Origin of the sequence: Planococcus sp. FY231025, from assembly GCF_052078085.1 — a bacterium.
Lineage (GTDB): Bacteria > Bacillota > Bacilli > Bacillales_A > Planococcaceae > Planococcus.
Genome location: NZ_JBQJJG010000009.1, coordinates 18509 through 40483, shown reverse-complemented (window position 1 = coordinate 40483; position 21975 = coordinate 18509). Strand labels below are relative to the sequence as shown.

The following is a 21975-nucleotide window of genomic DNA, read 5'->3' as shown; positions in this document are numbered from 1 at the left end:
TACATTGTCTTTAAAATTAGAGAATGCCACGATTTATACCGGCAGAGGCGAGAAATTCATACAGTCTGCCATTGTCATTGAAGAAAACAAAATTGTTGCTGTCGGTGAAGAAGCAGCAAACCGTAATGCGGAGGTTGTGATTGATGGAAACGGAAAAACCATATTGCCCGGTTTCTTCGATATGCATATTCACCTTGGGATGGATGGCATTGCTGATCCATTCGCTCAAATTGCCACGGACAGCCAAGCGACTTCCGCGTACCGCCATCAAGCCAATGCGCAGAAGCAACTCAAATCTGGTGTCACCAGCGTCCGAAATCTGGGATCGAAATGGCATATTGATCTGGCCTACCGTGATGCAGTCAACTCGGGACTATTGATTGGGCCGACCGTTTACGGTTCCGGCCAACCCATCGTGATGACCGGCGGCCACGGATACCCTCTCGCTTCTGAAGCGGATGGCGAAGAGGAAGTCCGCAAAGCCGCACGCCAAACATTGAAACAAGGGGCTGATGTCCTGAAGCTGATGGCTACTGGCGGCGTCATGACGCCGGGTGTCGATCCGGGATCGCCTCAGCTTTCCGAAAAAGAAATGCGTGCAGCTGTTGAAGAAGCGCTCCACGCCGGAAAAACAACCGCTTCGCATGCACAAGGCACGATTGGTATTCAAAATGCAGTACGTGCAGGCATTACGACAATCGAACACGGCATCTTCCTGGATGATGAAACGATTGAATTGATGATCAAGTACGGAACTGTGCTGGTCCCTACCCTTGCTGCGCCATATTACATTGTGAAAAATGCTGATTCCGGCGCTATTCCGCCGCATGCAGTCAAAAAAGCCATTTACTGCTATGAAGCCCATAAAGAAAGTTTCCGAAAAGCGGTGGAAGCGGGCGTGAAGATTGCAGCCGGTACTGATGCTGGGACTCCTTTCAACTTGCACGGCGATTTTGCCAAGGAGCTTGAATTGATGCATGAGGGCGGCATGAGCATCCGTGACATCATCGCTTCCGCTACCTATGATGCAGCTGCCGTTTTGAATGTCCAAGCCGAAACAGGCTCACTGGAAAAAGGGAAAACGGCAGATTTCATTGTCTTGTCGGCGGACCCGGAAGAAAATCTTTCTGCTTTCCGAGCAGTTGAAGCTGTTTACAAAGGAGGAGAATTTATCCATGGCAATCAGCACAAAGAATCCATCTATACAAAATAAGAGGCTTGAACAGGTGGCGAACACGCTGGAATCTCTTTATCCCGAAATGGTCAGCATCCGCCGTCACCTGCACCAACATCCGGAGCTCTCCCACCAAGAAGTGGAAACGCCGAAATACATTGCAGACTATTACCATGCACTGGGCTTGGAAGTCAGAACCGGTGTCGGCGGCCGCGGGGTAGTCGCTAAATTCCAGGCCCCTAAGGCCCAAAAGACGATTGCCTTCCGCGCAGATTTCGACGCATTGCCAATTGAGGATCAAAAAGACGTTCCGTACAAGTCAACAGTTCCCGGCGCCATGCATGCTTGCGGACACGACGGACATACCGCAGCACTCATGATTTTCGCTAAAAGCTTGGTTGAAAATGCCGAACATATCGACCACAACGCCGTTTTCATCCACCAGTTTGGCGAAGAAGAATATCCCGGCGGCGCTCAAGCCATGATTGCGGATGGTTGCCTTGAAGGGGTGGATGCAATTTACGGCTGCCATCTCCAAAGCACCATGCCGGCAGGAACGATGTTTTACAAAGAAGGTTATATTCAGGCGGCAGTTGATACGTTCACCATTACTGTCAACGGTAAAGGCGGACACGGCGCTATTCCCCAGGAAACGGTCGACCCTATCGTCACCGCTTCCCATATCGTCACTGCCCTGCAGTCGATTGTCAGCCGAAATACAGATCCTTTGAAACAGCTGGTGGTGTCTGTTGGTTCGATCAATAGCGGCAAGGCCAATAACGTCATCCCGACATCCGCAGTCATGACCGGCACCATCCGTTCCTATGAACCGGAAGTCCGCAGCTTGGCTGGTGAAAGACTGGCTGGCATTGCTTCGCAAGTGGCCAAAGCATTTGGCGCGGAAGCAGACACTGTTCTTGAAAAAGGATATGATGCGCTCTGGAACCATCCAGAGGAAACCAACATAGCGAAACGCGCAATCCAAGGCGTCCTTGGCAACGAAGCGGCTGTGGAAACCCCTTCCGTCATGCCTGGAGAAGATTTTTCCTATTATACACAGCACGTGCCCGGCACCTTCATCTTCGCTGGCGCCCAGCTGGCCGAAGCCGAAAAAGTATACCCGCACCATCACGCCATGTTCGACTTCGACGAAACGGCCATGCTCAATACAGCCAAATCATTTGCTGCCATTCTTTTTGAATACAGTCTGGCGGAATAAAAAAACCTCTTGGAGGCTGATTAACGAATAGAAGAAAGTAGTTATGCCGCTTCGGCCGCTTTGGGCATGGCTCACGCAATAAGCCGAGAAGACCACTCGTCTCATTGCTTCGCCTAGCCCCTGGCCGCGCCGGCGCTGGTTTCGCTCTTCAAATGCTGATAACTTTATCCGTTTTAGTAGCACTATCTGAGATATGGAGTAAAACAGCGGAGACGCCTGCGGGATAGCGAGACGGCTGAGACCCCGCAGGGAGCGGAGCGACTGAGGAGGCTTAGCCGCGAGCCCGCGGCAAGCGCAGCGGTTTTGCGGAATATCGGTTAAGAGACAAGTATTATAAATCTTTCTCAACAATCAAAAAAACGGTTCCTCCACGGGAACCGTTTTTTTGAATCTTCCTGCATTTATAGCTTATATGCTAAAATAGGTGAAAAAAGTGGAGGTTTTTCGATGAACCCGATGCCTGAGAAAACCTTTTCCCCCTCTCAAATGGAAGCGCTCATCCGGGTGGCGGAAGCCGTCAACTCGACATTGAATTTGGATGAGCTTTTCCAACTCACCTTGAAAGAATCGATCCAAGCTATTCCCAACGCCGATGGCGGCGTTTTATTCTTATACAATGAACAAATTGGGAAACTCGTCTGCTTATCATTTGTCAATTTCAATAGCGCCGTCAAAGACATCTACCTTGACCCTCACGAATCTTTCACCGGTAAATGCTTTTCCACTCGGGAACCGGTGCTCATCACATCCGCTTCCGGCCTTCAAGTCGGAACTGAGTCCATGAGCCACCAAAACAAAGAGCTGTTAAACGCCTCAATGTCCCAGCACAGTGGCAGCAATGCTTACCGCGCAATGTGTGTTCCTCTTGTAACTGAAAATGACGACTGCATTGGGGTCATCACGCTCAATGGCTTTGCAGAAGAAGGCACGTTTACAGAAAAAGATCTGCGGCTGCTTCAGGCAATCGCCGGACAGGCAGCCATTGCGCTTGCCAAAGCCCATCTTCATCAGGATTTAAAAAAGAAAAATGAGCAGTTCGAGCAAATCATTCAATACCAGCAGCAGCTGCTATTGAAGATGAGCGAGGGCGTCGGCCTTTTGCAGATGCTCGAACAACTCGCCAAGCAGATTCAAAAGCCGCTGTCGCTATTGACGATATACGGCGAAGATCTGCAATTAGGAAAACTGATAGAGCAGAATCATCGGCATGAGTTCCCGATACAAAGCGGCCGTTTTTTGTTGGGCAAACTGCTGGTTGCTACGGAAGCAGGCGAACAGCTTTCTGACACCGATCTTTATTTTATCCAACAGAGCGTACTGTACTTCACGCTTGAAATCAACCGGGAATCCGCCTTCCGGGAGATGGAGCATCGTTTCCGATCAGAACTGATGGATGACTTGATGAATGGCATGCTGACCGAGAATTTTATCAAACGGGCAAAGGATCTCGGGTTGGATACACGCCATCAGCTCTTGCCGGTAGCGGCTGAAGCGATAATGGAGGCAAACGACAATGCACTGGCAGAACTGATGGCCAAACGGGAACTAGCACACCTCTTTCAAGTTGAAGTGAATCGGCGTTTTCCCGGCAGCCTGATCGTATCAAAAGAGCAGTACTTCATCTTTCTGCTTTCTGTAAGGGACAAGAAGCCCAAACAGTATTTACTTGAGAAAATCAAGCGCATGGCGGAGGAATTGCAAGCTGCCATCACACACCAGCAGCTGGACGCCTTCTTTAAACTTGGAGTCGGCCAATGCGTCTCCAAAATTGATGACTTGCCGGGTTCCATTGAAGATTCCATGAAAGTCCTGCACTTTATGCGTTCTTCAAATGTCAAAGACCAAGTGATCGATAACCAATCGCTTGGCTTTGAACGCCTGCTCGTCCCGAATAAAGAAAAAGATATTGAGGCCTTCATTTATTCAACACTAGGCCCTGTCATTGAACATGACCGCCAAAAAAATTCCGAATTGCTGAAAACGCTGGTCGCTTATACCCAATCCATCTCGTTTCCAGGCCAAGCGGCCAAAGAGCTGCATATTCATCTGAATACATTGCATTATCGGCTGAAACGGGCTGCTGAATTGCTCGAAGTCGACTTGCACAATCCGGATGACTTGCTGAATATCCAGCTTGCCTGCAAACTTTTGCGAAACTCTTCGCTCTAAGCGAAAAAAAGCCGCTTTCCTGAATTTCAGGAAAGCGGCTTTTCTCATTTCAACCTTATAGCTGTCTGAATCCACCCGTATTTGCGCGGACATTGACTTCCGAGAACTTCTTCTCGTTGGCTTCTTTCGAAAGAAGCGTCCCTACTACTCCACCCAGGAACCCGAGCGGAATTGACACGATCGCCGGATTGGTCAGCGGGAATAGCGGAGTTCCGGTAATGATGGCCGCTCCTGCTTCCGGATTCATGACGCTCGGACTGATGGACACCAGAACAAGTGCCGAAACAAGGCCGGTGATGATGGCGGAAACCGCTCCGGTCGTGTTGAATTTCTTCCAGAAAATCGTATAGACGATAACCGGCAGGTTGGCACTGGCTGCGATACAGAAAGCCAGTGATACCAAAAACGCCACGTTTAGGCTCTGGGCAAAAATGGCGAGGATAATGGAGAATATCGATACCCCGACAGAAGCATAACGGGCTGCGAGCATTTGCTGCCGCTCTGTTGCCTGGCCTTTTTTGATGATTTGTCCGTAAATATCATGGGCAAATGCGGATGCACCGGTCAAAACGAGCCCTGCCACGACGGCCAGGATTGTTGCGAATGCCACAGCCGAGATGAACGACATTAAAATATCTCCACCCAGCGCTTGTGCGAGCAGCGGCGCTGCCATATTCCCGGCTGCGTTTGTGCTGATGATGGTTTCTGAGCCGACAAATGCTGCTGCCCCGAAACCGAGGAAAATGGTCATGACGTAGAAAATCCCGACAATCCATGTCGCCCACATAACGGAACTTCTCGCTGTCTTAGCATCCCGAACGGTAAAGAAGCGCATCAGAATGTGTGGCAAGCCTGCCGTACCAAGAACCAAAGCGAGCATCAAGGAAATCGTATCCAATGGAATCTTGTATTTGACGCCCGGATTCAGGAACGCTTCCCCGTGCGGCGTAGCAGATTTCACTTGAGAGAACATCTCCAGAATGCTGAAGCCGAAACGCTGCAGCACCAAGAAAGACAAAATCACTGTTCCGACCATCAAGAGCACAGCTTTGATGATCTGCACCCAGCTTGTGGCCGTCATTCCGCCGAACAAGACATAAACTGTCATCATGATTCCGACGAGCAGGACAGCCCAAAGGTAATCGATGCCGAACAGCAGCTGGATCAGCGCGCCCGCCCCAACCAATTGCGCAATCATATAGAAGATGACGATCGTGATGGAGCTGAGCGCTGCCGCTCCGCGCACTTTCTTGGCATTGAATCGAGCATTGATCATATCCGCCAGCGTGTATTTGCCCAAATTCCGAAGCGGCTCTGCCACCACGAAAAGCACCACTAAATAGGCAACCAGATAGCCGATGGAGAATAAAAATCCGTCAAACCCGAAAAGCGCGATGGAACCTGCAATCCCCAGGAACGAGGCAGCGGATAGGTAATCTCCGGCAATCGCCAGACCGTTTTGCCAGCCGGACAGCCCGCCGCCCGCTGTATAGAAGTCGCTTGCACTATTTGTGCGCTTTGCCGCGTAATAGGTGATGACAAGCGTCATTGCCACAATTACTAAAAATATACTGATTACCGTAGCATTCATCGGCTTTCCTCCTCACCGTAATGGAATTCTTTTAACGTATCATTGGCCATTTCATCGAATTTCGCCGCCCGCTTCATGTAGACGGTTACAAGAATCCACGTCATTGCAAAAAGGCCGAATGCAAATACCCATACCCACGAGATATCGCCGATAAATCGGGCATCCAGCAAGTCGGTATAAGAAATGATGATATTGAATAATAAGTACAAACCTAAAAATAAAGCCGTCGTCGGAATCAGAAATGCTTTCTTCTTCTTCATCAACTCCCGGAACCCTGCAGACGCTTCAATTGCCTGGAAATCCGGGACATGCCCCTCTCCTTCGCGTTGGCGTTCGGCTTGCACCGCCTGTCTTTCCTGTTGTCTTTGAACCGTTGCCGCATTCGTTTCCGCTGCCGTTTTAGCCATTCTCCCCACCCCTTGTTTTCGATATTTTCAGAATCTAAGAACAATTAAAGCATTTCCTGTTTCTTCCGTCAATAAGGCAATTAGAATATATGTAATTAAATACCAGAAGAGACTAAAGTCAAAAGTCCCAGTGCCCAAAAAAACCCGAATGCTGTGAATTACAGCATCGGGTTCGGATAAAGGGATTTCATACTTCTTTCTTAACCGAAAGCTCTTCATGGAAAGTGGAATTGAACAGCTTGAACAATTGTTCGAACTTGCTGAGGATATCAAGAGCCAGCAATCCATTCCCTTCCGCCGTTTTCGGATAGCCGAGCGGCACAGTGCGGCGCACTAGTTGCGCATAAAGCTCGGCTTCTGTCAGGCTGCGGGCGAATTCCTTTTCAGCGATATTCTTGATCAGCACCAAGGCACCCGATACATGAGGTGTAGCCATGGAAGTTCCGGATAGCGTGGCGTATTGGCTGCCGGGATAAGCCGAATAAATATTGATGCCCGGCGCCACCAAATCAATTTCGTTGTTCGTATTGCTAAAAGGCGCCATTTTTCGGTTGAAATCGACTGCTCCAACTTGAATCACTTCCCCATATGCACCAGGATAGGCAAACTCGTCGGTCGAATGGCTGTCGTCCCCTTCATTGCCTGCTGCGCAGACGATGGGAATTCCCGCATCAACGGCGCGCTTTACCGCTTCGTGCAGCTCCGGGACGTCTTCCGGGCCGCCCAGTGACATTGAAATGACGTCTGTCTTCTCGCCCGCCGGACCCGTCCAATCGATGGCATAATGAATGCCGCTGATGATGCCTGCATAGTCTCCGCTTCCTTCGCCATTCAATACTTTGACAATCAGCATTTTGGCTTCCGGCGCCACTCCGGCGATGCCGCCGCCTGCACGGAGAGCAGCTGCCACGGTTCCGGCGACATGGGTGCCGTGGCCATTATTGTCATCGAAATTCGCGGAATCCCCATTAAAATCTGCTGTAAAGTTCCGGCCGCCGATAATCCGGCCTTGTATATCGGGGTGATCCGGCTGGCAGCCCGTATCAAGGATTGCCACTACATTTCCTTTTCCGTGCTCCGCTTCTTCCCAGACGGCCGGTGCCTGGATCATACGCACCCCTTCCGGAATCTGCGGCGGAGCCGAAACGATTTCTTCAACACGGAACGGAATCAGGTGGATGTCATGGTTTTGCATCGTTATTCCTCCTCTATCATCTTTTGGATGATTTCGACTATTATTCAATAGAATTCCCTTTTAAAATTTTAGGAAACATGGTGCCGCTCGCTTTTTCCGAATCTCAGTAGCATTCTTTTATTAAAGGATATGCCGCTGTCTGAACAGCTGGTTTTTTATAAGAAGGGAAGTGCTGGGAATGGGAAGCAAATGGCTGATTTACGGTGCATACGGCTATACGGGGGAATTGATTGCCAGAGAAGCTGTCCGGAGAGGGCTAACGCCTGTACTCGCGGGACGGAACCAACAGAAAGTGAAAGTCCTTGCCGCAGAACTCGGCCTTGAAATGCGCGTTTTCCCGGCAGAGGCAGCTGCTGCCTCACATCTTCGGGATATCGATGTCCTGCTTCATTGCGCAGGGCCATTCAGTGAAACAAGCGGACCGATGATCCAAGCCTGCCTCGAGGCCCGCACGCATTATCTCGACATCACAGGGGAGATTCCCGTTTTTGAACACACACACGCTCAGCACGGGCGCGCAGTGGATGCGGGCATTGTGCTTTGTTCAGGTGTCGGTTTTGATGTCATCCCCACTGATTGCACGGCCTTGCGGCTGAAGGAGCTGCTGCCGGACGCCACTCGTCTGGCGCTGGGCTTTGATTCGGATTCGGGTATTTCGCCCGGCACATTCAAGACGATGATCCAAGGGCTCGGTTCCGGGAGCGCTGTCCGACGGGAAGGCAAGCTCGTTGCCGTTCCGCTCGGCAGCCAACAGCGGACCATCGACTTTGGCCGCGGAAGCCGGTCTGCCATGGGCATTCCATGGGGCGACGTAGCAACCGCTTTCTACACCACCCGCATTCCGGACATTTCCACGTGGATCCCGATGGCGAAGCCTGCTGCGGTTGCCGCACGCGCATCGGGCATTTTGCGCCCCGTACTCTCTGCGCCTGCCGTTCAACAAATGCTGCGGAGATGGGTGGAACAGAAAGTCGCTGGCCCTGACGAGGAACTTCGGGCGAACGCGCCTGCCTATATCTGGGGCGAAGCCGCCAATGCGGCTGGCATCCGTAAAACAGTGCGCATCCAAACTGCAAACGTCTATGATCTGACAGTATACGGCGCCTTGGAAGTCTGCAGGCGTTTGCTTGAAGAAGAACATGCACCGGGGAGCTGGACTCCGGCCCAACTATTCGGCGCGGAACTTGTCGAAGGGCTTCCGGGCTCAGGGAAGTTCGAGGTCGAAACCTTTTATCCTTGATACGCAAAAAAGCTGGCCTTTTTGAGGTCAGCTTTTTACAATCTGCATCCGCCGGTTGAAGAGTGTCGGATAGGACAGGAAGCCGAGCGAAATGCTCGTTACCGCGGCGGTCGTCAGAAGAAGGAACATGATCAGTAATTGGAATTGCACCGCTTGGATCGGATCGGCGCCGGCAATGATCTGCCCGCTCATCATGCCCGGAAGCTGGACGAGGCCGACGGTCTTCTGGCTTTCGATGGTCGGAATCATGCTCGCTTTGATCGATCGGATCAATTGGCGGTGGATCGCCTGTTTCGGCGTTCCGCCAAGCGACAGAATCAATTCGGTCTGGTCCTGTTGGGATTCCACTTCTGCAGTAAAACGGTTGAGGAACAGGATTGACAGCACCATTGAGTTGCCGATGACCATGCCGCTGATCGGAATGATGTACTGGGCGGTTGCCGGAGTGATATCAAAGCCGATCAAGATGCTTTGAGTCAATACTTCGACAAACACCAACGTTGCGGCAACCTTTGAAGTGATGCCTTGGATGGCGGCGCCTTTTTTCTGCGCATTATGAGTAGCTGCGACAATCATCAACGTCACCATCAGGAAGATATAAATCAGGCTATTAGAGGCGAAGACGAATTTGAGTACATAGCCGACCGCCAGCAATTGGATAATTGAACGGACGGTCGCAATCATGGTGTCTTTTCCTAATCCCAAATTGAACGTCTTGGAGAGGACGAGCGGAATCAGTACAAAAATCAGTGTGAGCGATAATGTAAAATAACTCATTCGACTTCCCCCCTCACAAAACGCCTTACTTTTTCATTGACCGGATCATTCAGCAGCGCGCTTTCGCCGGTCTCCATAACTTCCCCGTCCATCATGACCCAGGTATAATCACCGATATCAAGCGCTTGCTGCAGGTTATGGGTGATCCAGATGATGGTGGTCCCGTATTTTTTATTGATTTTCACAATCAGTTCTTCGATTTCCCGGAGCGATGTCCGGTCGAGCGAAGAAGTGATTTCGTCTAATAGCAGCACTTCCGGTTGATTGACCAGCGTGCGGGCGATGGATACTTTCTGACGCTGTCCGCCTGACAGGTCCTTGACATTGCGGTCCAGGAAATCGCCATCTAGCCCGACATCGTGCAGGAGCTGCTCCGCTTCTTCTTTGGGCAATTTTTTGCTTTGGAGTTCCAGCGGCAGATTCAAATTCTCGTAGACCGTGCCGCTGACCATTGGTGCACTTTGCAGGGCGATGCCGACGATCCGGCGCAAGTCGACCGGGTTGAAGCTGTCAACCGCTTCCCCTTTAATGTAAAGTTCGCCCGCATCCGGCGAGATCAGGCCGTTGCAAAGTTTCAACAACGTCGTCTTGCCGGCGCCCGATGGCCCGACCAGCGTCGTGATCTTGCCTTCAGGGAACGAGCCCGTAATGCTTTTCAAAATCGGATGGCTGTCCACGCTGTAGCCGATATGGTTAAAGTGGATAGCCGGTTTGTAATCGATTGCCATTCCCTACACTTCCTTTCCACAAAAAACAGCACACATTGTTCCGTGTGCTGTTTCAAAACATTCAGCCTTCCAGTTTTCTTGAAGCGAACTCATCGTCCATTTTCAAGAAATACTCGCCGCCTTCTTCAATGTGCCGCATGCGGACGATTATATCGCGGAAAGATTTCTCTTCCTCCATTTGTTCTTCTATAAACCAGTCCAGAAAGGACAGTGTGGCGTGTTCCTGCAATTCATCGGCCAGTGTGACCAGTGCGTAGATATTGCTGGTGACGTCCTTTTCCTGCGCCAATGAACTTTCCAGTACATCCAAAGCATTGCTAAAATGGTTTTTCGGTTCGGACAGCGCCTGGAGCACCGGCTTTTCGTCCATTGTCACCAAATACTCATAGAATTTCATGGCGTGCTGATGCTCTTCCCGTGATTGGACTAAATAAAAATTGGCGAATCCGTGATACCCTTTTTTCGAAAAATAGGCCGCCATTGCTGTGTAGGCATGGGCTGCTTGCAATTCGTTGTTGAACTGGTCATTTAACGCTAACGTCAGTTTTGCTGGTAACATCGTACATTCCTCCTCTTCCTTATTTAGAATCATTCTAATATAGATCAATATAACACACTCCTTTTAAAAAGGCAAAGATAATGAGAATATTGGATCTAATTGAGAATGATGTTCATTAATAAAAGCTTTTTGTTTATTCTAATTGATAATTATTATTATTTATACTTCCTTTTTAAAAACGCAAATCTTTTTTGATTACTTTTAGTAACTAGTTGTAGTATAATAACTTGCAGAAGGTTAAAAGGGGGAAATCCAATGGCAGCAATGAAACTGGAACCGGAAGTATTTGCGGTTTTAAAAGATAAAATTCAATTGATAAAAGTCGAAGACCAGGCGATCTACCTGGTAGGGCCGATCCGCCTGCCGGTCAATCTGAACGGCGAGACCGCGGTCTTCCAGTGGTATAGCTGGCTGAAGCAAGACCAAGTGACCGAAAATTACGAAGCCATCATTGAAACTTTGTCGTCGTCCAACTTGGCTGAATACCAACAATCAAGCGTGCTTGTCTACGGCGATTTTGAAAATGCGGAAGAAGCTTTGATCCGCATGCACTCAATCTGCCACACCGGTGATATTTTCGGCAGCAAACGCTGTGACTGCGGATTCCAGCTGAAACAATCGATGCAGCAAATCGCCGACCATGGAGCCGGAGCGCTTTTTTACCTGGCCAATCATGAAGGGCGCGGCATCGGCCTTTTCAGCAAAGCGATGGCCTACGTCCTGCAAGAAAACGGATACGATACGGTCGAAGCCAATGAAAGCCTGGGCTTTGTCGACGATTCACGGAATTATTCCGATGCAATTGCAGTGCTTCAGCAGCTGCGCCAAAAGCCGGTCCTGTTAATGACCAACAACCCGAAAAAACTGTCTGCGCTTGAAAATTCCGATTTGGCGATTGCCGGCAGAGTCGCTTTATGGGGTGACAAGTCGGAATTCAACGAGAAGTACCTCCAGACGAAAATCGAACGTTCTGGCCACCTGGAGGATGAGGAGGATACTGTCCATGCCGCACGATAGTTTCTATATGGACCTGGCATTGAACAATGCCCGGACAATGAAGGGCCAGACCGATCCGAATCCGCTAGTTGGCTCCGTCATTGTCAATGACAACCGGATTGTCGGCATCGGCGCCCATATGAAAGCGGGCGAACCGCATGCGGAAATCCACGCCCTGCGGATGGCTGGGGAAGCTGCCAAAGGGGGCACCATCTACGTCACCCTTGAGCCCTGCTCGCATTTCGGCCGTACGGGCCCGTGCGCGGCAGCCATTGTTGAAGCCGGACTGAAGAAAGTAGTCATTGCGACACTCGACCCGAATCCCGTCGTATCCGGCAATGGGGTCGCCATGCTCGAAGAAGCCGGCATCGAGGTGGTGGTAGGAGTCCGCGAGGAAGAATCCCGCCAGATGAACGAAGTGTTCAATAAATTCATCGTTGAAAGTCGCCCCTTCGTCACCTTGAAAGCAGCAGCGACGCTGGACGGCAAGATCGCCACGCATACATTCGACTCGAAGTGGATCACATCGGCAGAAGCACGCGAAGATGTGCACGTTCTCCGAAGCGAAAACCAGGCCATTCTTGTCGGCCTCGGCACAGTGTTAGCGGACGATCCGGAATTGACATCACGCATTCCGAACGGGCGCAACCCGATCCGTCTTGTCCTCGATTCATCGCTGCGCATTCCGCTCGATGCCAAAGTGGTGACGGACGGCCAAGCCGAAACATGGATCTTCACCAGCCGGCAGACAGATCCCGACAAAAAGGCGGCGCTTGAACGCCTCGGCGTATCCGTATTCGAAACCAGCGGCGCAGTGCAGACCGATGTCTCCGACGTTGTGCGGATCCTCGGCGAAAAATCCGTCTCTTCCCTCTTTATCGAAGGCGGCGGAACCGTCAATGCAGCTTTTCTCGAAAAAGGCCTTGTCGATAAGGCGGTCCTCTATTTTGCGCCGAAATTGGTCGGCGGAAAAAATGCACCGACATTCCTTGAAGGTTCCGGCTTTGATCTGATGAAAGATGCAGTCGATTTGGAGCGGGGAGAATTCACAAAAGTCGGGAAAGACTTTAAGTTCACGGGCTACCCGGTGAAAAAGGAGTTTACAAAATGAAATTCGGATTTGATATAGACGATACACTGATCAACTTGCGTGAATATGCTTTTGGCCTCTACCAGGAAAAGCTGGGCAAGTCTGTCGAAGCGGAGCATTTCCACCGGCTTGACCGCGTGGAAATCCACAGCCTTTTCGGCATGACGGATGAAGAGGGACATCAGATGTGGAATAGTGTTCTTGAGGAATTGTATTTTACGGAATGCCCGGTTTACCCAGGAGCAGTCGAGCTGCTGCAGAAGCTCGCCCGGCAAGGCCATGAAATCTACTATTTGACTGCCCGTCCCGGCAAGCATGCGAAGCGCACGAAATTGTGGATGAAACAGCAAGGGTTCCCTGTTGCAGACGGCCGTTTCTATTGCGGGATGAAAGATGCCGAAAAAGTGCACATCATCGAAGAGCTCGGGCTCGATTACTATTTTGACGACAAGCCGGCAGTTGTGGAGCACTTGACGCGCGACTCGCTGACAGTCATCATGAAGGATCAATCCTATAACCGCCATTTGGCGCATCCCCGCATCAAAGAATGGGATGAATTGGAAAGACTGATTGAAAGCAAAACGAAATCATAAACACTCATGCGTTAAAAAGCCCAGCCGGAAAATTCCGGCTGGGCTTTTTTTCAACGGTTCAGCGTCAGTGGGCAGCATCAATGGCTTGCCGGATCTGCCGCGCCGCTTCTTTTGGGTTTTGGCTGCCGGTGATGGCGCTGCCGACGATCGCTATTTCGACCCGACTGCCAGCAAGCCCTTTCACCGCCTCTTTGTCCAACCCGCCTGCCACTGCAATCCTGGCCGAAGGCACATCTGCCATCAAGTCCAAAGATGCTGTTCCGGCTGTCCGCCCTTTTTCTTGGTTATCTTTCCCGATATGGATGCAGAACAAGTCCACTCCCAAATCGCTGAGCTCTTTCACCCGTGCAGGTTCCCGGACTTCCAGTAAATCGACCATGACTGTTTTTCCGAATTGTGCTGCCGCTTCCAAGGCGCCGCTCACCGTAGCGTCCCCCGCAAAACCCATGACGGTTACAATATCCGCTCCGGCGCTGAAGGCCTGGCTTGCTTCACTTTTTCCGGCATCGCAGGTTTTCATATCGGCGAGCAGCAGCTTCCCGGAATGCCTTTGCTTCATTTCCCTGACAATGTCCATTCCATATTCTTTGATGACCCCGGTCCCGATTTCAATCAAATCAATAAAATCGAATGTTTCTCCGACGAGCCGAAAACAGTCCTCTTTCGGCAAACGGTCCAACGCGAGCTGGATTTTCATCTTTTACCCCCTTATAGAAAAAACCACATCCAAAAGAATGTGGTTTTTTTATTAGACCCCTGAATACGCCAGAAATCCGCCGTCGACAGGCACGGTAATGCCCGTAACGAATCCTGAGTAGTTTTCATCAAGGAGCCAAAGCATAGTGCCGATCAGGTCTTCAGGCTTGCCGAAGCGCTTCATCGGCGTGCTGTTCATGATTTTGCCAGAACGCGGCGTCAGTGACCCGTCTGCATTCGTCAACAAGTCCTTGTTCTGCGCCGTCAGGAAAAATCCTGGCGCGATGGCATTGACCCGGAGATTTTGCTCAGCAAAATGGACAGCCATCCACATCGTAAAATTATTGATGGCTGATTTCGCTGCGCTGTAGGCCGGAACTTTCGTCATCGGAGAATATGCGCTCATCGAAGAGATGTTCAAAATCACAGGAGCATTCTGTTTCAACAGTTCTTTTCCGAATACTTGGCTCGCAAGAAAAGAGCCGTTGAAGTTGCTGGCAAACACACGTGAAAAACCGTCTTCCTGCAAATCGAAGAACGTCTTTCCTTCTGCCTCTTCGTCGTGGATTTCGATATCCGTGATGGCATCCGGATGGTTCCCTCCAGCGCCGTTGATCAGGATGTCGATGCGGCCGTAAGCTTCCAAGATCTGCTTTTTCGCCCCTTCCAACGAGGCACGGTCGAGCACATCGGCGGCAACGGCAATCGCTTCCCCGCCATTGGCGCGGATGTCGTCTGCGACATCCTGACCTTTTTCAGCTGTCCGGTTCAAGACGGCGACTTTTACACCTTGGGCGGCCAATTGGCGCGCCATTTCAGAACATAGTACGCCACTGCCTCCGGTAATGACGGCTGTTCGCCCTGCGAGATTTTCATGAGAAGAAAACATAGCGTCCTCCTTTATTTCGATTGATGTGCGTCCCATAACCCTAACAAGTACATGATGCCCAGCGCGCGGTCGTAAAGTCCGTAGCCCGGGCGGCATTCTTCGTTCCAAATGTGGCGGCCGTGATCTGGACGGGCATAGCCGGTGTAATTCTGGTCAGACAGCTCTTTTACGACGCCATTCAAGTCGATTGAGCCGTCTTGCGTGTAGTGGGAAGTTTCGATGAAATCCCCGTTATCGAATATTTTCACATTGCGCAAATGGGCAAAAGGCGAATGCTTCGCATATTTCGAAGCCAGATCCACCATATCGTTTTCAGGGTTCGCCCCCATCGAGCCGGTACAGAAGGTAATGCCGTTTGACGGAGAATCCGAAATGGAAAGCAGCCGTTCCCAGCTCCTCTCGCCGGTCATGATGCGTGGCAGCCCGAAGATCGACCACGGCGGATCATCCGGATGGATGGCCATCTGAATGCCGCTTGCTTCTGCAGTCGGAAGGATTGCCTTCAGGAAATATTCGAGATTTCCCCATAGCTGCTCCTCGTCCATTCCATCGTATGCCGCGAATAATTCCTGGATGCGCGCCATTTTTTCCGGCTCCCAGCCCGGCAAGGTCAGATCCGAAGCCGAAGCGACCGTCTCGATCAGTTCAGCCGGATCCAATGATGCGATTTTCTCCTTTTCCAAAAACAGCGCTGTCGAGCCATCAGGGAGCGGGTGGTAGAGCGAAGTGCGCGTCCAGTCGAAAATCGGCATGAAATTGTAGCAGATGACTTTCACTCCTGCTTCGCCCAAATTGCGGATTGTTTCTTTGTAATTCTCGATATAGCGGTCGCGCTCCGCGTCGCCGAGTTTAATGGATTCGTGCACATTGACGCTTTCAACAACGTCCGCATGGAATCCGAATGATTGGATGTACTCGACTTCAGACTGGATTTCTTCTTTGGTCCAGACTTCTCCAGCAGGTTTATGGTGGAGTGCCCATACAATGCCTTTCGTGCCTGGAATTTGCTTGATCTGCTCTAACTGGACACTGTCATTGCCGCGTCCATACCAACGGAACGTAATATTCATATGGATCCTCCTTTATGCTAATTTGCCAAGGTAATCTTTCACGAGCTGGACCACGGCTTCTTTGCCGGAAGACCGGTAGGCCTTTGTCAGATCGCTGCCGATTCCGACTGCGACTGCCCCGGCATCGAGCCAGGCATTCATATTGTTGATATTGATGCCGCCAGTCGGCATGATTCGCACGTTCGGCAGCGGCCCGTTGACAGAGCCGATAAACGACGGCTCAAAACCGTTGGCCGGAAACAGCTTCAAGATATCGCAGCCCGCCTCCGAAGCTTGCACCATCTCCTTGATGGTCATGCATCCCGGAAGGTAAGGCACATTATAGCGGTTGCACATGACGGCGATTTCCGCATCAAAATGGGGGCTGACGACAAACTTGGCGCCGTGCAGCAGCGCATGGCGGGCTGTTTCAGCGTCCAACACCGTCCCGGCGCCGACAAGCGCTTCCGAACCGCTCAATTGCCCGAACACTTCGGCTACGTTCGGTGTTGTGTAAGTCAATTCAACTGCCCGCAACCCTCCCGCTACGGCAGCTTCCGCAACAGCCATCGCTTCTGCTGCATCTTTCCCGCGGATGACGGCAACTACTTTCGAATCGAGCAATTGCTGATAAATTTCCATTTTTGGAATCATGTCACTGCTCCTCATTCAAAGACAATCAATGCTTTACGCACTTTGTCCGGATTGTTTTCTACATAACTGAAAGCTTCCTGTACATCATCCAGCGCAAATTTATGGGTGATCAAACCGTCGGACCGGAGTTCGCCGCTATTCAATAAATCCACCACTTTGCCGAACTGGTTGGTCTGGAGCCTCGAACCGACAATCGTGATCTCTTTTTTCGTGATAGGCAATTGCGGGATGGCTGACGGGCGTTCATCGAAGCCCAGTACTACTACATACCCTGCAGGAGAGACCAGATCGATGCTCAATTCCACTGTAGCTGGCATGCCTACTGCATCGATGACCACGTTCGGGCCTGATCCGTCCGTCAATTCCAGGATGCGATCTTTAACAGATTCCTTGCCGGCGTTGATGACTTCGTCCGCGCCGCTTTCTTTGGCGAACGCCATGCGCTCTTCGCTCAAGTCTGTCATAAAGACGTGAGCACCGGCAATTTTCGCCAGCTTCAAGATACAGATCCCGATAGGCCCACAGCCTTGGATGAGGACAGTGTCCCCCGCTTCGACGTTCCCGCGCCATACTGCTTGTGCGCCGATTGTGTATGGTTCCGCCAAAACGATTTCATCCCAGCTCAAGTCCTTATTTACCGGATGGAGTTGTTTTTCAGGCAGCACGGCATATTCACGCATGCCACCGTCTTCGTGGACACCAAAGACAGAGAGTTTCTCACAAACATTTGGGCGGCCTTTGCGGCAGGCATAGCACTCGCCGCAATAATTGATCGGTTCGACTACTACATGGTCGCCAGGCTGAAGGCCTGTTACTGCACTGCCCACTTCCGCCACTTCACCAGCCACTTCATGGCCGACGATGCGCGGATAGGTTGCTAAAGGATTGGTGCCATGGTAAATGTGCATATCCGAGCCGCAGATGCCGACGCGCTTGATTTTCACCAAGACGTCGTCAGCATTCACCACAGCCGGGCGCTCCTGTTCAATAATCCGTAATTCGTGCGCTGTTGGAACTTGTACTGCTTTCATCATATAACCACCTATTCAAATAGACTTGGCAAGAATAATGTAATTTGCGGAACAAAGGCGACTAGCATTAAGACCACGAGGCTTACACCCAGGAATGGGAGAAGTTCGCGCGCCGTCTTGCCAATAGACACTTTCCCGATTTGGGAAGCAACGAAGAGGCAGACGCCGACCGGCGGAGTCACTAGACCGATGACAAGATTCAATACCATCATGACCCCGAACTGGATTGGGTCCATTCCCACAGTCAGTGCCACCGGAAGCAATACCGGGAACAAGATGACCAGTGCCGCAATCGTCTCCATGAACGTTCCGACAAAAAGCAGAAGCAGATTGATCAATAAGATGACGATGATGGCATTTGTCGAAATGCCAAGGATCGATTCTGCTACCAATTGCGGAATTTGTTCGCGCACCATGATCCAACCGAACAAGTTCGCAAACCCGACAAGGAGCATGATCGAAGCGGTTGCTGTCATCGAGGAAAGCATGATCTCAGGAATCTTTTTGATCGGCAGTTCTTTATAAACGAAAATGCCGATGACAAACGCATAAAGCACGGCAATAATGGAAGCTTCTGTCGGCGTAAAGAATCCGCCCAAAATGCCGTACAAGATGATAACGGTCATTAGGAGCGCCCAGAAAGCGCCGATGAAACTTTTGCCGATCGTTTTCACTGATTGGCGTTCACCTTTAGGATATTTCCGTTTAACGGAAATCAGGTATGTTGGAATCATCAATCCTAGGCCCAATAGGATGCCCGGAACCGCTCCGGCCAAAAACAGGTCTCCGATGGATAGCGAAGCAAGGGTTCCGACAATGATCATTGGCAATGAAGGCGGGATGATTGGCCCTACTGTTGAAGAAGAAGCCGTGACTGCAGCGGAAAATCCGGCGCCGTAACCTTCTTTTTTCATCGCCGGAATCAATATCGACCCGATGCTTGCTGTATCAGCCAAAGCCGTTCCCGAAATCCCCGCAAACCCCATCGAGGCTCCGACGTTTGCAAGACCTAGGCCCCCGCGGATATGGCCGAATAAATCATTGGCGAATTTAATGATGCGTTCAGTGATGCCGCCCGCGTTCATCAAGTTCCCCGCCAGGATGAATCCTGGAATACAAAGCAGCACGAACGAGTTCAACCCGCCGAACATGCGTTGCGGAATGATATTGAGCGGGATTTCGGCAAGGAAAAGGTACAGCAAGGAGGCAAGCCCCAAGCTAAACGCCACCGGAACCCCTAAAAAGATAAGTACTATGAACGAAACAAATAACAGAGTAGCCATTAGTAATCATCGCCTCCGTAGTTCTGGCTGTAATCTTGTTTGTTTTTCACTAAATCGATGATTTTCAAAACTGCATAGAACACTAAAAACACAGCCATGATTAAAAGCGATGCATGGACTACCGACATTTGGAACGGCATGGTTGCCGACCGCTGGTTTTCACCAAGCAGCGTGAAACTGTACCCTTCTTTCACCATGATCAAGCTCAGCAAGATGATGGTTAAATAGATGGCCACTTCGTAATATCTCCGGAAGTTGTCGGGCATCCGGTTAAGAATCATATCCACATTGATAAACTCGTTTCGCATCAAAGCCAGCGGCGCTCCAAAAGCGATGCCGTATAGGAATAAATAACGCGTTAATTCTTCGGTCCAAATAAAAGAAAATGGAGCAAAGCGCGAGATAATTTGAACAGTGACAATTATAATGACTCCCGAGAAGCTGGCAATTGTCAAAAAAGCGAGCGTCCCATCGATCAATTTTCGGAACAGCGACATCCGATTCATCCTTTCCTAATGGAAAGGCACATTTGGCCGGATGGCCAAAAGTGCCTTATGCCCATGTTATTCTACAGCCAGAATCTTTTCGTACAATTCCAATTGTTCAGGTGTCAAAGAAGATTCAACTGCCGGCGTCATCGCTTCGCGGAACGCGTCTTGGTCAACATCCACGAATTCCATGCCTGAATCCATCAATTCCTGCTCGATTGCTTCAATTTCTGTATTGTACAATTCTTCACCGAATACCTGTGCTTCTTCGGCAGCCGATTGCACCACTTCTTTCAATTCATCTGAAAGGGCATTGTACTGCTCATTGCCGACTAAAATGTAGATCCAAGAGTAAACGTGTTCTGTACGGTTCACGTAATCCTGAACTTCCGACAAGCCCGCGCTCTGGATCAAGTCAACCGGGTTTTCCTGTCCGTCGATCACCCCTTGCTGCAAGCCAGTGAACACTTCGTTAAAGTCCATTACTTGTGGAGACGCGCCTGCTGCTTGCCAAACATCCAGGAACAATGGAACGTTCGGTACACGCATGCTGAATCCTTTAAGGTCTTCCGGAGTTTCGATCGGTTCATTTGACGTCAAGTTCCGCGGTGCGCGTGTGTGGTAGTAAAGCGCCGTCAATCCTGCTTCATCGCTGATTTCCTGTTTGATCTGCTCTCCGATTTCCCCTTCTACGACCGTTTGGACGTGTTCGAGGTCACGGAACGCATAAGGCACAGCCATCAATGCAGCATTCGGTGCCCAGTTCTGCAAGGTTTCGCCTGAAATTACCATATCAGCCGTGCCGGCTTGGATCGAGTTGATCGTATCTGTTTCCCCGCCCAATGAGTTGTTCGGATAAATCGTGATTTCCATCTGCCCGTCGGAATTCTCTTCTACTAGCTCTTCGAATTTCTGTGCAGTTTTGTGCCAAATATGATTTTCATCCGCCAAGTGACCGAATCGCCATTCGATTGTTTCGCCTGAAGCTGATTCGCCTCCGCCTTCGCTTGCATTATCTGATCCGCATGCTCCCAAAACCAAAACTGACGCGAAAATTCCTGTTAACCACTTTTTCTTCATTTTATTCTCCCCTTTGAATGTAATTTTTTGTTTTATCATTTCTTGGAAGCCGCAGCCTTCAAGTAATCATACGTTGTCGCAGCAATCCTGATGCCTTCGGCCAAATTCCGCTCTTCGTTCTTCTGCTCGATTTCACCGGGCACCAGCACCCCGGAAAACCCTTCTGCCGGCTCGACTTCCCGGACTTCTTTCATCATGCGGTCCATCTGCTCCAAAAACTGGTCCGGGTCCGTGAAAAAGGACGGGTTGATGGCGCAGAAATAATGACCAAGCTTTCTTTTCTGATCCAGGTCCCCATACATCTGGTTGATGTGCGGGCCGAAAGCCATGCCGGCCAGCAAGCCGGAGAAGATATCGACAATCATGGCCAATCCATAGCCTTTCGGCCCGCCGAACGGCGTAAGGGAAACCACTTTTGAAGGGTCCGCTACACTTTCTCCAGATTCATCGACACCCCATCCTTCAGGGATGCTTTTGCCTTCTTCTTTATGCTGCAAGATTTTCCCTAAAGCGACAGTCGAAGTCGCCATATCAAGGATGAACGGCTTTTCGGTTTTTGCCGGGACGCCGTACGCGATCGGGTTGGTGCCGAGGAACGGCTCTTTCCCGCCGAAAGGAACCATGATTTTATCGGTATGCGTCATGGCAATGCCGATCAGGCCTTGCCGCGCCGCTTCCTGGACAAAATAACTGAGCGCTCCGCAATGGCTGCTGTTCATCGCGGTGACCATGCCGACCCCGTTCGCTTTGGCCATTTCAATGGCATGTCCCATGGCAGCGTCGCCGACCAAATGGCCGAAGCCATCATCGCCGTCCACCACGCCGGTGACCGGCCCTGTGGCTTTAAACGAGATTGAAGGATCCGGATTGATGCCGCCTGCCTGGAGGCGGTTCACGTAATGCTCCGTCCGAAGGGCACCGTGGGAGTTGACTCCTCTTAGATCGGCATGGACCAGGACTTCGGCTATTTTGGCAGCATGTTCTTTCCGGACACCTGCAGAAATTAATTTATTTCCAATCAACTCTTCAACTTCTTGATGGGGAACTGTTACAGTCGCCATTCTGTT

General features: G+C 50.7%; 22 protein-coding genes. 7 read left to right on the top strand and 15 right to left on the bottom strand.

Going from position 1 to position 21975, the window contains the following annotated elements; translation table 11 throughout:
- Positions 1–4 precede the first annotated feature (4 nt).
- The 3 genes from ACTL32_RS13760 to ACTL32_RS13750 all read left to right on the top strand — a co-directional run bounded on the left by ACTL32_RS13760 (position 5) and on the right by ACTL32_RS13750 (position 4562).
- Positions 5–1213, top strand: a complete 1209-nt coding sequence (locus ACTL32_RS13760; RefSeq protein WP_441342027.1) for an amidohydrolase family protein — start codon at positions 5–7, stop codon at positions 1211–1213.
- Positions 1176–2393 carry a M20 metallopeptidase family protein gene (locus tag ACTL32_RS13755; RefSeq protein WP_441342026.1) on the top strand — a complete coding sequence of 406 codons (1218 nt, stop codon included), beginning with the start codon at positions 1176–1178 and terminating at the stop codon, positions 2391–2393. Before ACTL32_RS13760 ends, ACTL32_RS13755 begins: the two co-directional genes overlap by 38 nt.
- A gap of 447 nt (positions 2394–2840) precedes the next feature.
- Entirely contained in the window at positions 2841–4562 is a 1722-nt protein-coding gene (locus ACTL32_RS13750; protein WP_441342025.1) for a helix-turn-helix domain-containing protein, read from the top strand.
- A gap of 55 nt (positions 4563–4617) precedes the next feature.
- Here the strand turns inward: ACTL32_RS13750 and ACTL32_RS13745 are convergent, their stop codons facing one another.
- The 3 genes from ACTL32_RS13745 to ACTL32_RS13735 form a co-directional block, all read right to left on the bottom strand.
- On the bottom strand, positions 4618–6153 hold the full coding sequence (locus ACTL32_RS13745; protein ID WP_441342024.1) for a solute symporter family protein: 1536 nt from the start codon (positions 6151–6153) through the stop codon (positions 4618–4620).
- Complete coding sequence (locus ACTL32_RS13740) at positions 6150–6560, bottom strand: DUF485 domain-containing protein (protein WP_441342023.1); 411 nt, start codon at positions 6558–6560, stop codon at positions 6150–6152. Before ACTL32_RS13740 ends, ACTL32_RS13745 begins: the two co-directional genes overlap by 4 nt.
- Before the next feature lie 187 nt (positions 6561–6747).
- Positions 6748–7755 (bottom strand): S8 family peptidase, encoded by a 1008-nt coding sequence (locus ACTL32_RS13735; protein WP_441342022.1) that lies wholly within the window; start codon positions 7753–7755, stop codon positions 6748–6750.
- A 178-nt stretch (positions 7756–7933) separates the two neighbouring features.
- Here ACTL32_RS13735 and ACTL32_RS13730 point away from each other — a divergent pair, with 178 nt between their 5' ends.
- Complete coding sequence (locus ACTL32_RS13730) at positions 7934–8995, top strand: saccharopine dehydrogenase family protein (protein WP_441342021.1); 1062 nt, start codon at positions 7934–7936, stop codon at positions 8993–8995.
- Between the two features lie 27 nt (positions 8996–9022).
- Here the strand turns inward: ACTL32_RS13730 and ACTL32_RS13725 are convergent, their stop codons facing one another.
- From ACTL32_RS13725 to ACTL32_RS13715, 3 genes are all read right to left on the bottom strand, one after another.
- On the bottom strand, positions 9023–9772 hold the full coding sequence (locus tag ACTL32_RS13725) for an ABC transporter permease (RefSeq protein WP_441342020.1): 750 nt from the start codon (positions 9770–9772) through the stop codon (positions 9023–9025).
- On the bottom strand, positions 9769–10500 hold the full coding sequence (locus ACTL32_RS13720) for an ABC transporter ATP-binding protein (RefSeq protein WP_441342019.1): 732 nt from the start codon (positions 10498–10500) through the stop codon (positions 9769–9771). The genes ACTL32_RS13725 and ACTL32_RS13720 overlap by 4 nt, the downstream gene beginning before the upstream one ends.
- Before the next feature lie 61 nt (positions 10501–10561).
- Positions 10562–11059 carry a ferritin gene (locus ACTL32_RS13715; protein ID WP_441342018.1) on the bottom strand — a complete coding sequence of 166 codons (498 nt, stop codon included), beginning with the start codon at positions 11057–11059 and terminating at the stop codon, positions 10562–10564.
- Positions 11060–11314: 255 nt separating this feature from the next.
- Here ACTL32_RS13715 and ACTL32_RS13710 point away from each other — a divergent pair, with 255 nt between their 5' ends.
- The 3 genes from ACTL32_RS13710 to ACTL32_RS13700 are packed head-to-tail and all read left to right on the top strand — an operon-like array spanning position 11315 to position 13738.
- On the top strand, positions 11315–12076 hold the full coding sequence (locus ACTL32_RS13710; protein ID WP_441342017.1) for a GTP cyclohydrolase II: 762 nt from the start codon (positions 11315–11317) through the stop codon (positions 12074–12076).
- On the top strand, positions 12063–13166 hold the full coding sequence (gene ribD / locus ACTL32_RS13705; RefSeq protein ID WP_441342016.1) for a bifunctional diaminohydroxyphosphoribosylaminopyrimidine deaminase/5-amino-6-(5-phosphoribosylamino)uracil reductase RibD: 1104 nt from the start codon (positions 12063–12065) through the stop codon (positions 13164–13166). The genes ACTL32_RS13710 and ribD overlap by 14 nt, the downstream gene beginning before the upstream one ends.
- Entirely contained in the window at positions 13163–13738 is a 576-nt protein-coding gene (locus tag ACTL32_RS13700) for a 5' nucleotidase, NT5C type (protein WP_441342015.1), read from the top strand. Before ribD ends, ACTL32_RS13700 begins: the two co-directional genes overlap by 4 nt.
- A gap of 64 nt (positions 13739–13802) precedes the next feature.
- Here ACTL32_RS13700 and hxlA read toward each other — a convergent pair whose 3' ends face one another.
- The 9 genes from hxlA to allD form a co-directional block, all read right to left on the bottom strand.
- Positions 13803–14435 (bottom strand): 3-hexulose-6-phosphate synthase, encoded by a 633-nt coding sequence (gene hxlA, locus ACTL32_RS13695; protein WP_441342014.1) that lies wholly within the window; start codon positions 14433–14435, stop codon positions 13803–13805.
- 51 nt (positions 14436–14486) lie between these two features.
- On the bottom strand, positions 14487–15323 hold the full coding sequence (locus ACTL32_RS13690; RefSeq protein ID WP_441342013.1) for an SDR family oxidoreductase: 837 nt from the start codon (positions 15321–15323) through the stop codon (positions 14487–14489).
- Positions 15324–15334: 11 nt separating this feature from the next.
- On the bottom strand, positions 15335–16393 hold the full coding sequence (gene uxuA / locus ACTL32_RS13685; RefSeq protein ID WP_441342012.1) for a mannonate dehydratase: 1059 nt from the start codon (positions 16391–16393) through the stop codon (positions 15335–15337).
- Positions 16394–16405: 12 nt separating this feature from the next.
- Complete coding sequence (locus ACTL32_RS13680) at positions 16406–17026, bottom strand: bifunctional 2-keto-4-hydroxyglutarate aldolase/2-keto-3-deoxy-6-phosphogluconate aldolase (protein WP_441342011.1); 621 nt, start codon at positions 17024–17026, stop codon at positions 16406–16408.
- A gap of 11 nt (positions 17027–17037) precedes the next feature.
- The gene (locus ACTL32_RS13675) at positions 17038–18057 is read right to left on the bottom strand and encodes a zinc-binding alcohol dehydrogenase family protein (protein ID WP_441342010.1); all 1020 of its coding nucleotides are present in this window, start codon (positions 18055–18057) and stop codon (positions 17038–17040) included.
- Positions 18058–18068: 11 nt separating this feature from the next.
- Positions 18069–19340: a TRAP transporter large permease gene (locus tag ACTL32_RS13670; RefSeq protein WP_441342009.1), complete on the bottom strand. Its 1272-nt coding sequence runs from the start codon at positions 19338–19340 to the stop codon at positions 18069–18071.
- A complete protein-coding gene (locus ACTL32_RS13665) occupies positions 19340–19837 on the bottom strand; it encodes a TRAP transporter small permease (RefSeq protein WP_441342008.1) in 498 nt (165 codons plus the stop codon). The genes ACTL32_RS13670 and ACTL32_RS13665 overlap by 1 nt, the downstream gene beginning before the upstream one ends.
- A gap of 66 nt (positions 19838–19903) precedes the next feature.
- Positions 19904–20908 (bottom strand): TRAP transporter substrate-binding protein, encoded by a 1005-nt coding sequence (locus tag ACTL32_RS13660; RefSeq protein ID WP_441342007.1) that lies wholly within the window; start codon positions 20906–20908, stop codon positions 19904–19906.
- A 35-nt stretch (positions 20909–20943) separates the two neighbouring features.
- On the bottom strand, positions 20944–21969 hold the full coding sequence (gene allD, locus ACTL32_RS13655) for an ureidoglycolate dehydrogenase (RefSeq protein WP_441342006.1): 1026 nt from the start codon (positions 21967–21969) through the stop codon (positions 20944–20946).
- Between the last annotated feature and the right edge of the window lie 6 nt (positions 21970–21975).